Source organism: Roseicyclus sp. (assembly GCF_052168335.1).
GTDB lineage: Bacteria > Pseudomonadota > Alphaproteobacteria > Rhodobacterales > Rhodobacteraceae > Roseibacterium.
Window position 1 is genome coordinate 1 of sequence record NZ_JBQLZP010000687.1, and the last position, 11,869, is coordinate 11,869.

The window sequence follows — 11,869 nt, forward strand, 5'->3', positions numbered from 1 at the left end:
CCTCCCGGCACCGGCGTGATCGCGCCCGCGACCTCCGATGCGCTCGCGAAGTCGACATCGCCGACCAGCCGCGTCTTCGCGGGGTCGTCCGGATGCGGCACGCGGTTGATGCCCACGTCGATCACGGTGGCGCCAGGCTTCACCCAGTCGCCCCGGATCATCCCGGGCCGGCCCACGGCCGCCACGAGGATATCCGCCCGCCGGCACACCGCGCCCAGATCCCGCGTCCGGCTATGCGCCACCGTCACCGTGCAGCTCTCGCCGAGGAGAAGCTGCGCCATGGGCTTGCCCACGATGTTCGAGCGGCCGACGACAACCGCCTCCATCCCCGACAGATCGCCATGCAGGTCGCGCAGCAGCATCAGGCAGCCGAGCGGCGTGCAGGGCACGAGCGCCTTCTGCCCGGTGCCGAGCAGCCCCACGTTCGAGACGTGGAACCCGTCCACGTCCTTCTCCACCGCGATCCGGTTGATCACCTTGGCCGCGTCGCAGTGCGGCGGCAGCGGCAGTTGCACGAGGATGCCGTGAACCGCCGGATCGGCGTTCAGCCGGTCGACCAGCGCCAGCAGCTCCGCCTCCGGCACCTCGGCGCCGAGCCTGTGCTCGAAGCTCGCCATGCCCGCCTCGGCGGTCTGCGCCCCCTTGTTGCGCACGTAGACCTGGCTCGCCGGATCCTCGCCCACCAGCACCACGGCCAGCCCCGGCACGATCCCCTGCGCCGCCTTCAGGGCCGCGACCCGCTCGGCCACCCGCCCCCGCACCGTCGCGGCGAAGGCCTTCCCGTCGATGATCCGTGCCGCCATGCCCGTCCCCTTCATCTTTCCCGAAATACGCACGACCCCGCCTGCCATCCCGCGCGGAGCTCAGCAAGCCGGGCACACCGGGCCGCCCGGCACGGGCGGTCCGCGCGCCGGGCGGGGTTCGATGCCCCGACCGGCGCGGCCCCGTCAGAACAGCCCCTCGATCAGGCCTTCGCCGTTCAGACGGATCGTCTCCGAGGCCGGCACCCGCGGCAGCCCCGGCATCGTCATGATCTCCCCGCAGATCGCCACGACGAAGCCCGCCCCGGCCGAGAGGCGCACCTCGCGCACGGGGATCGTGTGGCCCTCGGGCGCGCCGCGCAGGTTCGGGTCGGTCGAGAAGGAATACTGGGTCTTGGCCATGCAGACGGGCAGATCGCCGTAGCCCTGCGCCTCCCATTCCTTCAGCTGGTCGCGCACCTTCCTGTCGGCGATGACCTCGCCCGCGCGGTAGATCTCGCGCGCGATCGTCTCGATCTTCGCGAAGAGGCCCATCCCGTCGGGGTAGAGCGGCGCGAAGCCCGACGCGCCGCCCTCGGCGAGGTCCACGACCTTCCGCGCCAGATCCTCGATGCCCGCCCCGCCCTCGGCCCAGTGGCGGCAGAGCACCGCCTCGGTCCCGAGGCCCGAGACATAGTCCTTCACCGCCGCGATCTCGGCCTCGGTGTCGCCGGCGAAATGGTTTATGCCCACGACCACCGGCACCCCGAACTTCTGCACGTTCTCCACGTGCCGGCCGAGATTGGCGCAGCCCTTCCTCACGGCCTCGACGTTCTCGGCCCCGAGGTCCGCCTTGGCGACGCCGCCGTTCATCTTCATCGCCCGCACGGTCGCCACGATCACCACCGCGTCGGGCGCGAGACCCGCCTTGCGGCACTTGATGTTCATGAACTTCTCCGCGCCGAGATCCGCGCCGAAGCCCGCTTCCGTCACTACGTAGTCGGCGAGCTTCAGCGCCGTCCGCGTCGCGATCACCGAGTTGCAGCCATGCGCGATGTTGGCGAAGGGCCCGCCATGCACGAAGGCGGGGTTGTTCTCGAGCGTCTGCACGAGGTTGGGCTGCATCGCGTCGCGCAGCAGCACCGTCATCGCGCCGTCCGCCTTGAGGTCGCGGGCGTAGACCGGCGACCTGTCGCGCCGGTAGGCCACGATCATGTCCCCGAGCCGCCGCTCGAGGTCGGCGAGGTCCGAGGCGAGGCAGAGGATCGCCATGACCTCGGAGGCCACCGTGATGTCGAAGCCGGTCTGGCGCGGGAAGCCGTTGGCGACGCCGCCGAGCGACACCACGATGTCGCGGAGCGCGCGGTCGTTCATGTCCATGACGCGCCGCCAGACGACGCGGCGCTCGTCGATCTGCAGGTCGTTGCCCCAGTAGATGTGGTTGTCGATCATCGCGGCGAGCAGGTTGTGCGCCGCCGTGATCGCGTGGAAGTCGCCGGTGAAGTGGAGGTTCATGTCCTCCATCGGCACGACCTGCGCGTGGCCGCCGCCCGCGGCGCCCCCCTTCATCCCGAAGTTCGGCCCGAGCGAGGCCTCGCGGATGCAGACCGCCGCCTTCTTGCCGATCCGGTTCAGCCCGTCGCCGAGACCCACCGTCGTCGTGGTCTTGCCCTCGCCCGCGGGCGTCGGGTTGATCGCGGTCACGAGGATCAGCTTGCCGTCCGGCCGGCCCGACAGCCCCGCGATGAAGTCCTGCCCGACCTTGGCCTTGTCGTGGCCGTAGGGCAGGAGCGCCTCGGCCGGGATGCCGAGCTTGGCGCCGATCTCCTGGATCGGCTTCTTGCGCGCCTCCCGCGCGATCTGGATGTCAGTCTTGAAGGCCATCTGGGCGGCTCCCCTTCCGCGAGGTCGGTCGTTTCCCCGCCTATAGCGGGCCGGACGCCCGGGGACAGGACGGATTGCGACACTTCCCCCGGACTTCCCGTCACGCGGGTTTCCGAAAGGAATTTCGTGAAATGATCGGGAACGGCCGCCCGCATCAACCGGGCATTAAGCAAGCCCGTGCCACACCTCGCCGCAACGAACACCGACAGGGTTGGAGGGCCGGTCCATGATGGGAACAGCCGCGGCATTGCTCGTCTTCTGGGGCCTCGCCCTCGGCATGTCGGCCGGGATCATCTTCGTTCTGGCGATCTGAACGGGCGCCGCGCGCGCCCTCCGGGGAACATCGCCTCCGCGTGCCGCGTTCGCCTCCTGTCCTGGGTCGGCGTGCGCGCCGGCCGGAACGCCCGACGCCGCGGCCCGAGCACCGGCGCGGGCCCGATCGCACGAAGGAGGTTCCGATGACCCGCATCCTGTGGACCAGCATGTTCGCCCTCGCCGCCGCGTCCCCCGCCGTGGCGCAGGAAGACCCGCCCCCGAGCGAGGTGGCGCCATTCTGCACGGAAGGCTACGTGCATGCCGACACCGATGACGACAGGCTGATCTCGAACGAGGAGCTTCAGGCCGCCATCGACGCCGAGTGGGAGGCGCTGGACGCCGACCGCTCCGGCGACCTCACGAACGAGGAGATCGTGGCCTGCCTCAACCTCATCGCCGGCACGCAGTCCGCGAGCACGGACCGCAGCGCCGAGAACATGGCGGAGGCCGATACCGACGCCGACGGGATGCTCTCGGCGCAGGAGTTCATGGACGCCGCACAGGCGGCCTATGACGACATCCATTCCGACCCGTCGCTGTCGGCGGACGATCCCCGCATGATGGTGCTGCGCCGCTACATCGTCCTGTCGCCCGACGAGGCGGGCGGGCCGCTTTCGGAGATGACCTCCGACGACGTCGCGGCGCGCTCCGCCCAGGCATTCCGCGACCTCGACACCAACGCCGACGAGATGATCGACGCGGCGGAATGGTCGCGGCAGGACTCGGCGCGGCGCGACATCGGGGCGCAGATCAACATGCGGACCACCGAGATCGACACCGACCGCTCCGGGACCGTGAGCGCGGAGGAGTATCGCCAGTCCCGCATGGACGACCTCGAGGCCGCGCGCGAGGCGGCGCTGTCGGACGCGGAAGGCTCCGGCGAGGGCAATGCGCAGGATACGGCATCGGACGACGGCGCGGAGGGCGACGTGCCGGTCGTCTATTACCGCTACGAGAGCACGTTCTGATCGGAAGGAGGCGACGGGGACCGCGCGGCGCGCGGTCCTACGTCCGCCCGGTCGCAAGGTGCGGCCAGCGCGGCTGCCCGGGCACGTGGAGGCGCAGCCGCGCCCCGAGCGCGATGGTTCCCTCCCGCTCGACCCAGGCGGTGACGCCGCGGCGGTGCTGGGCGGCGCGCTTGAAGCGACCTCCGAACCCGGGATGCGCCGCCTCGATCTCGCGCGAGACGAGATGACAGGGCAGGTTCTCCATGTCCACGGTGAGCGTCGCGCCCGACGCCTCGTCCTGAAGGCGCGAGGAGGGCGGCACCAGCGTCAGGTCCGGGATGCCCCGCAACACCATGGTCGCGCCGAACCAGGCGGGGTCGAGCGCGGACAGTCCCATCGCACCGGCGATCGCGGCCAGATCCTCCTCCGACAGGATCGAGACCTGGCGGACGTTCCGGATCTCGGTCCCCTTGGGATACTGCGCCACCACGCGGCTGTCCGAGGGGCGCGTGAGGCCCGAATGGCTCTCCCCCCGCGGGCCGGCGAAGTCGAGTTCCAGCCTGTCGACCGGCGCGCTCAGGAGCGCCGCGTCGCGGTCGGCGTTGCGGCCGAGCCAGACGACCTCGGCGACGTGGTCGGTGGGAACGAGTGCGGGCATTGCGTCACCTCCAGTGGCGGCGCCACTTGAGCGCCGGCCACCGCCCGGCGCAACCGGAAACGCGCGCATTCGTCGCCGCCATTTCAACCGCGCCGTGCTACACTGGGCATATCCGCAACCGCCAGATGCCGGAGGAGACATGGCCGCACAGGACGATTTCGTGAAGGAAGCCAAGGCGCAGCTCGACAAGTGGAACGCCGAGCTGAAGAAGATGCAGGCCGAGGCCGAGAAGATGACGGCGGAGGGACAGAAGCAGTTCCAGTCCCATCTCGCCAATATGGAGAAGCAGCGCGCCGAGGCGCAGGCGACGCTCGAGAAGGTCGGACAGGCGAACATGGCCGCGATGCAGGAGATGCAGAAGCACTTCAAGGACGCCTGGTCCTCGATGGAGAAGGGCTTCGAGGAAGCGCGCAAGCACTACATGAAGGACTGAGCGCCCCAGCCCGCAGGATGCGACCCGAAAGAACGGAAAAGCCCCGCCGAGGCGGGGCTTTCCTTGGGTCGCCTCCGGCCTCTTGGGTCAGGCCGTCGGCTCGGGCTCCAGCCCGCCGGTGTCGGGGTCGGACTTGGGCTTCTTCGTCTTCGGCACCGCCGTGATCGAGGGCGTGCCGCCGGGCCTCGAGGCATCGTCGCTGTCGTCGCCGCGGTTCAGCGGCTCGCCGTTGATCACCTTCTGGATCTCGCTGCCGGTCAGCGTCTCGTATTCCAGCAGCCCCTGCGCCAGCCGCTCGAGGTCGTCGCGCTTCTCGGTCAGGATGCGCTTTGCGGTCTGGTAGCCCTCGTCCACCAGCTTCTTCACCTCGGCGTCGATGCGCTTCTGCATCTCCTCGGAGTGGTTGGTGCCGCCGCCATAGGCGCCGAGATAGCTCTGCTGCTCGTTGGCATAGTCGATGTAGCCGAGATCCTCGGCATAGCCGAACTGCGTGACCATGGCGCGCGCGATCTTGGACACCTGCTGGATGTCGGAGGCGGCGCCCGAGGTGACGTTCTCCTTGCCGAAGACGAGCTCCTCGGCGACGCGGCCACCCATCGCCATGGCGATCTTGGAGGTGTACTTCGTGTAGCTGACCGAGAGCTGGTCGCGCTCGGGCAGCGACAGGACGAGGCCCAGAGCGCGCCCGCGCGGGATGATCGTCGCCTTGTGGATCGGGTCGTGCTGGGGAACGTTCAGGCCGACGACGGCGTGACCGGCCTCATGGTAGGCGGTCAGCTTCTTCTCCTCCTCGGTCATCACCATGGAGCGGCGCTCGGCCCCCATCATGACCTTGTCCTTGGCGTTCTCGAAGTCGTCCATCGTCACGAAGCGGCGGTTGACGCGCGCGGCCATCAGCGCCGCCTCGTTCACCAGGTTGGCGAGGTCCGCGCCCGAGAAGCCGGGCGTGCCGCGCGCGATGATGCGCAGGTCCACGTCGGGGCCGAGCGGCACCTTGCGGGCATGGACGCCGAGGATGCGCTCGCGGCCCCGGATATCGGGGTTCGGCACCTGCACCTGCCGGTCGAACCGGCCGGGGCGCAGCAGCGCGGGATCGAGCACGTCGGGACGGTTCGTGGCGGCCACGATGATGATGCCCTCATTGGCCTCGAAGCCGTCCATCTCGACGAGAAGCTGGTTCAGCGTCTGCTCGCGCTCGTCATTGCCGCCACCGTAGCCCACGCCACGCGACCGGCCCACGGCGTCGATCTCGTCGATGAAGACGATGCAGGGCGCGTTCTTCTTGGCCTGCTCGAACATGTCGCGCACACGGGACGCGCCGACGCCAACGAACATCTCGACGAAGTCCGAGCCCGAGATGGTGAAGAAGGGCACTCCCGCCTCGCCGGCGATGGCGCGAGCCAAAAGCGTCTTACCCGTGCCGGGCGGGCCGACCAGCAGCGCGCCCTTGGGGATCTTGCCGCCGAGGCGCGAGAATTTCTGCGGGTTGCGCAGGAACTCGACGATCTCCTCCAGCTCCTCCTTGGCCTCGTCGATGCCGGCCACGTCGTCGAAGGTGACGCGGCCGTGCTTCTCGGTCAGGAGCTTGGCCTTGGACTTGCCGAAGCCCATCGCGCCGCCGCGCCCGCCGCCCTGCATCCGGTTCATGAAGAAGATCCAGATGCCGATCAGCACGAGGACCGGCAGCCAGAGCGAGAGCACGCTGAGGAAGCCCGACTGCTCCTGCGGCTGCGCCTCGATCCGCACGTCATTGGCGAGAAGCGCCTCGGTCGTGTTCGCGTCCGAGGGGGCGACGGTGGAGAAGGAGCCGTCCGAGGTGGTGAACTGCACCCGCTCGCCGTCGAGGGTCGCCGTCATCACCGATCCGTTCTCGACCTGCTGGATGAAGTCGGAATACGCGACCGTGCGCTGGCTCATCTGCGACTGTCCGCCCGAGAACAGGTTGAACAGCGCCAGGATCAGCAGGAACAGGATGACCCAGAATGCGACGTTTCTCGCGTTGCCCAAGGGGAAGTCTCCTCAAAAACGGCAGCGGCCACGGCGGGCCGCGCATTGTGACAAAGATAGAGATGGGGACCGCGACTTCAATGCGGAATACTCCCTGCGACGAAAGGGCCGGACGGGGGCGAAAGTGCGACCTCGTGCGCCGGACCGTGCCCGAGATGGGCGCAGGCGAAGAGGGTTTCGCCGTCGAAGACCGCCGGAAGCGAGAGGGACAGCGCGTGGGGCGGCGCGCCCCTCGGCTTCTCCTCGACCTGCCGCCAGCCATCCTCGCCGAGCGTTCGGACGGTGAGGCCGGCGATCGCCTCACCCGAAAGGCGCCAGCGCCCGTCCCAGGCTCCCTGCCCCGCGATGGCGGCGACATGGGCGACGGCGGCGGGCTCGCGCAGGATGCGGAGCACGTCGCGCCCGACGAGGATCCGCGCGCCGTGGAGCGTCGATCCGGCGCCGCCGAGCGCGCGGTCGAGCGCCTCCTCCAGCGCGGCGGCGCGGGGCCGGTACCCGGCCCCCGTCACCCAGCCGATGGCCCGCGCGAGGAGCCTCAGTTGCGTCTCGCGCTCCACGTCCGCGAGGCCGTCGCGGTCGATCGCGACGATGCCCGTGGGCAGGCCGAGCGCGCACTCGGTCCGCGCGATTCGCCCCGCGACCTCGACCATCCGCGCCTCGAGCGCCACCCGCGCGCGGGCGAGCCGCCCCGCCGTCGCCGCGAGCGCCTCGGCATCGAGGCCGAGCGCCGCCATCGCCTGCCGCGCGCGGGCACGGCCGAAGCGGGGGTCGTCGTTCGAGGGATCGTCGACGAAGGGCACCTTCAGCGTGCGTGCGTAGTGGCGCAGTTCCTCCCGCCGCGCGCCGAGGAGCGGGCGCACCTGCCAGTAGCCCCCCTCCGCGATCCAGCGCCTTTCGGCCATGGCGGACAGGCCGTCGACGCCCGACCCACGCTCGAGCCGCATCAGGAAGGTCTCGGCCACATCGTCGAGCGTGTGCGCGAAGAGGACGTGACGCGCCTCGCCGCACCACGCGCCGATGAGCGACAGCCGCGCGCGCCGCGCCGCGTCCTGGAGGTTGCCCTGTCCGTCCCAGCGCCATGCGAGCGTGTCGTGCGCATGGCCGAGGGTCGCGCATTCGGCGGCGACCATGGCGGCCTCCGCCGCGCTCTCGGGCCGGAGGCCGTGATCGACCGTCGCGACCCGGAGGCGCACCCCCATGTGCCGCGCCCAGCCGTGCGCAAGCGCGAGCATCGCCATGCTGTCGCCGCCGCCCGACACGGCGAGGCCGAGAACTGGTGGAAACTCGGGCCCGAGGAGGTGGCCCATCCGGGCCGCGAAACGCTCCGCCAGGCCCTCGCCGGTCACGAACAGCCGAGACTGACCCGCGCGCTCTCGGCCTCGGCCACGGCGGGGCTGCCGGGATAGCGCAGGCCGACCTCCGCGAGGGTGACGCAGGCCTCCTCGATCTGGCCGAGCTGGCCGAGCGACCGGCCGAGATTGGTCAGCGCGAAGGGCGCGCGCTCGCCTTCCGGGGCGGCGGTGAAGCTGTCGAGGAAGGCGCGCGCGGCGCGGCTCCAGTTGTCCTGCTGGGTCTCGGCGGCGCCGCGCAGGAAATGCGCCTCGGCGCTGAGCGGTCCGCCCGGATAGGTCTGGGTGAAGGCCTCGAAGAGGGTCGCCGCCTGTGCGAAGTCGCCCGCCTCGAAGGCCGCCCGCGCCCGGTCGAAGTCGTCCTGCTCGGCCACGGCGAGCTGCGGGCCGCCCGTGCCGCCTCCGGTGCCGCCGCCCGCCGTACCGGTGCCCGGCGCGGGCAGGAGCGGCGCCGCGCCCGTCGGCTCCACCCCGCCGAGGTTCTGCGTGGGCGGAAGCGTGGAGATGTCGCAATCGGGCGTCAGCTCGCAGAGCCGGAACTCGAGGTCGCCCAGCCGGTTCGTCCCGTCGCGCACGACGCTGTCGACGCGGATCTGGAGCTGTTCGGTCAGCGAAGAGAGGCGGCGAAGCTCGGCCTCGATCGCGTCCATCCGCTGGAGCGCCGTGCCGCTCGCCCCGCTGCCGGTCGCGCCGCCGGTGGTGTTGAGCTCCCGCCCGAGGCGCTGGAGCTCGACATAGAGCACCGACAGCTCCTGCCGGATGTCGGCAAGCGTCTGGGTCCGGTCCTGCGCCGCGGCGGCGCCGGGCAGCGCCAGCGCGAGACAGAGGGCGATGGGCGCGACGAGCCGCATGGGATCAGACCCCCGGCCCCGCCGAGATCACCGTGACGGCGCGGCGGTTCTGCTGGTAGCAGCTCTCGTTCGAGCAGATCTCGATCGGGCGCTCCTTGCCGTAGCTGATGGTCCGCAGGCGCGCATCCGGCACGCCGCCCGCCACGAGATAGTCGCGCACGGCCGCGGCGCGGCGGGCGCCCAGCGCGAGGTTGTATTCCCGCGTGCCCTGCTCGTCGGCATGGCCCTCGATCAGGGCGGTGTATTCGGGGTTCGACAGGAGCCAGCTCGCCTGCTGGTCGAGCGTCGCCATCGCGGCCGGGCTCAGCGTCGACTGGTCGACGGCGAAGAGGACGCGGTCGCCCACGACCGTGTTGAAGTAGGCCGGGCTCGTCGGGTCCGAAGCGGCGCCGAAGCCGTCCGCGCCTGCTCCGCCGGCGCCCGCGCCGCCCATCATGCCGCGCGAACAGCCCGTCAGGGCCAATGCGGCGCAGAGAACGATCACGCCGGTTCTGGAAATGCTCTTGAGTGCCATGTGCTCGGTATCCTCGGGTTCCGGATTTTCCGGGAAACTATCATGCGGGGCGGCGCCGGTCCATCGGTGCCGCCCCGCGGGGTTCAGTTCTGCAAGGGCGACCAGGCCGGGTCCGAGGCCATGCCGGGCGTCGCCACCCGCTGGAGGTTCCGGCCCGTCAGATCGACGGAATACACCGCGGGCGCGCCGTCCGTTCCGGCCGTCTCGCGGGTGAACATGATCACGCGCCCGTTCGGCGCCCAGGTCGGTCCCTCGTCGAGGAAGGAGGCGGTCAGCAGGCGCTCCTCCGAGCCGTCGGTGCGCATGACGCCGATGTGGAAGCGGCCGCCCTCCTGCTTGGTGAAGGCGATGTAGTCGCCGCGCGGGCTCCAGACCGGGGTGCCGTAGCGCCCGGTGCCGCGGCTGATCCGCGTGGCCTCGCCGCCGGAGGCGGGCATGACGTAGATCTGCTGGCTGCCGGTCCGGTCGCTCTCGAAGACGATCTGGCGGCCGTCGGGCGAGAAGCTCGGCGCCGTCTCGATCGAGGGAGCATTGGTGAGCTGCGTGCGCTGCCCCGTCGAGAGGTTCAGGAGGTAGATGTCCGTGTTGCCGCCCTGCTCCATCGAGAAGACGACGCTGTTGCCGTCGGGCGAGAAGCGCGGCGCGAAGGTCATGTTGCCGCCCGGGATCGCCTCGAGCGGGCGGCTCGTGACGGTGGCCACGTCCATCAGGTAGACCTGCGGGCTGCCGCTCTCGTAGCTCGTGTAGAGCACGCGGTCGCCCTGCGGGCTGAAACGCGGCGCGAGGACGAGCGAGCGGCTGTCGGTGAGGAACTGCACGTTCGCCCCGTCGTAATCCATGATGGCGAGGCGCTTGAGGCGGGCGTTCTTGGGGCCCTCCTCGTGGACGAAGACGACCCGCGTGTCGAAGTAGCCCGCCTCGCCCGTGATCCGCTCGTAGACCTCGTCGGCGACGGTATGGGCCATGCGCCGCCAGGACGCAGCGTCGCCCACGAACTGGAGCCCCTCGCCGAGCGGCGCCTGGCTGAACACGTCGAAGAGACGGAAGCGCACGACGATCTGCTCGCCGCGGGTCTCGACCTCGCCGGTGATGAGCGCCTGGGCGTTGATCGCCTGCCAGTCGGCATACTGGACCGGGCTCTGGAAGCTCGTGACCTGCGAGATGTAGGCGTCCTCCGGGATCTGCCGGAAGAGGCCCGTGCCGCGCAGGTCGGCGGCGATCACGCGGGTGATGTCCTGGGCCACGTCGGTGGCGCCGGCATCGGCCGGGATGAAGGTCGGCAGCGCGAAGGGCAAGGGCTCGATCACGCCCTCGGTGATCTCGAGCCGGAGCGGCCCCGGCGACTGCGCCGCGACCGGCATGGGAACGATCGCGAAGAGCGCCGCGATCAGGATTGCGAACCGTTTCAACACTACTCACCTCCTGCCGCGGCCGCGGCGTGGGTCGTTGCGGATGTGGGGCCTGCGGCGCGGATCATCTCAGGCGCATCCCCTCGGGATTGAAGACGAGTTCGACCTGTCTCCAGTGGTCGTAACTCTCCTCGGGCAGATCGTATCCATTGGCGCCGCAGCGGATGATCGCGCGGCGGGCGGCCTCGTAGGCCTGCTGTGCGGCGGCTTCCGACCCGCCGGAGAATTCGAGGAGCCGCAGCGTCCCCGCCTCGGGCCGCCCGTCGCGGGCCATGTCGAAGGCGACGACGACCGTGGTGCCGAGCGCCTCGGTCGACAGGGCGCCCACGTTCCAGCAGGCCTGCACCGCGATGCGGAAGCCGTCGCGCGCGCCCTGGCCGAGCGGCGGGCCCGACGGCGCCGAGGGCGGCGGGTTCGCGACCGCGTCGGCCACGGCGCTCGCGATGGCGTCGGCGAGCGGGTCCTCTTCGGGCGCGGGCTGCGGTTGCGGCGCGGGCTCGGGGTCCGGCTCGGGCGCGGGCTGCGGCTGGGGCTCGGTGGCGGCGGTCTCCACCGGCGCGGGGCGCGGCGGGCGCGCGGGCGGGCGGATCGAGGAGGTCACGGCGCCGCCCGCGGGCGTCTCGGCCTCGGTCACGATCTCGGTCGTCGCCTCCTCGGGTGCGGTCTCGGCCGCCTCCTCGGCGGGGGCGTCGCTGACATCGGGACTGACCGGCTGGTCGAGAACCTCGGGCGCGGTCTCGACGTCCGGCTCGGGCGACGGGG

Annotated in this window: 10 protein-coding genes and 1 pseudogene; 2 read left to right on the plus strand and 9 right to left on the minus strand. The window is 70.9% G+C overall.

Annotated elements, in window-relative coordinates; translation table 11 throughout:
• Both folD and ACTS11_RS20910 read right to left on the minus strand, forming a co-directional pair.
• Positions 1-803 (minus strand): bifunctional methylenetetrahydrofolate dehydrogenase/methenyltetrahydrofolate cyclohydrolase FolD (gene folD / locus ACTS11_RS20905; protein WP_442642209.1); only part of this gene is annotated, 803 nt, incomplete at its 3' end.
• Between the two features lie 144 nt (positions 804-947).
• Positions 948-2,624, minus strand: coding sequence for a formate--tetrahydrofolate ligase (locus ACTS11_RS20910; protein WP_442642210.1), 1,677 nt, complete (start codon positions 2,622-2,624; stop codon positions 948-950).
• 458 nt (positions 2,625-3,082) lie between these two features.
• Between ACTS11_RS20910 and ACTS11_RS20915 the strand changes: the two genes are divergently transcribed.
• A complete protein-coding gene (locus tag ACTS11_RS20915) occupies positions 3,083-3,907 on the plus strand; it encodes a hypothetical protein (protein ID WP_442642211.1) in 825 nt (274 codons plus the stop codon).
• A 37-nt stretch (positions 3,908-3,944) separates the two neighbouring features.
• On the opposite strand, the gene ACTS11_RS20920 is transcribed toward ACTS11_RS20915, so the two are convergent.
• Entirely contained in the window at positions 3,945-4,544 is a 600-nt protein-coding gene (locus tag ACTS11_RS20920) for an MOSC domain-containing protein (RefSeq protein WP_442642212.1), read from the minus strand.
• Positions 4,545-4,683: 139 nt separating this feature from the next.
• Between ACTS11_RS20920 and ACTS11_RS20925 the strand changes: the two genes are divergently transcribed.
• Positions 4,684-4,977: a hypothetical protein gene (locus ACTS11_RS20925; protein WP_442642213.1), complete on the plus strand. Its 294-nt coding sequence runs from the start codon at positions 4,684-4,686 to the stop codon at positions 4,975-4,977.
• Positions 4,978-5,064: 87 nt separating this feature from the next.
• On the opposite strand, the gene ftsH is transcribed toward ACTS11_RS20925, so the two are convergent.
• From ftsH to ACTS11_RS20955, 6 genes and pseudogenes are all read right to left on the minus strand, one after another.
• Positions 5,065-6,984: an ATP-dependent zinc metalloprotease FtsH gene (ftsH, locus tag ACTS11_RS20930; RefSeq protein WP_442642214.1), complete on the minus strand. Its 1,920-nt coding sequence runs from the start codon at positions 6,982-6,984 to the stop codon at positions 5,065-5,067.
• 77 nt (positions 6,985-7,061) lie between these two features.
• A complete protein-coding gene (gene tilS, locus ACTS11_RS20935; RefSeq protein ID WP_442642215.1) occupies positions 7,062-8,330 on the minus strand; it encodes a tRNA lysidine(34) synthetase TilS in 1,269 nt (422 codons plus the stop codon).
• Positions 8,327-9,184, minus strand: a complete 858-nt coding sequence (gene ybgF, locus ACTS11_RS20940; protein ID WP_442642216.1) for a tol-pal system protein YbgF — start codon at positions 9,182-9,184, stop codon at positions 8,327-8,329. Before ybgF ends, tilS begins: the two co-directional genes overlap by 4 nt.
• 4 nt (positions 9,185-9,188) lie before the next feature.
• Positions 9,189-9,698, minus strand: coding sequence for a peptidoglycan-associated lipoprotein Pal (pal, locus tag ACTS11_RS20945; protein WP_442642217.1), 510 nt, complete (start codon positions 9,696-9,698; stop codon positions 9,189-9,191).
• Between the two features lie 83 nt (positions 9,699-9,781).
• Positions 9,782-11,059 (minus strand): Tol-Pal system beta propeller repeat protein TolB, encoded by a 1,278-nt coding sequence (gene tolB / locus ACTS11_RS20950; RefSeq protein ID WP_442642218.1) that lies wholly within the window; start codon positions 11,057-11,059, stop codon positions 9,782-9,784.
• 112 nt (positions 11,060-11,171) lie between these two features.
• A pseudogene (locus ACTS11_RS20955) lies at positions 11,172-11,869 on the minus strand (energy transducer TonB); the annotation flags it as partial.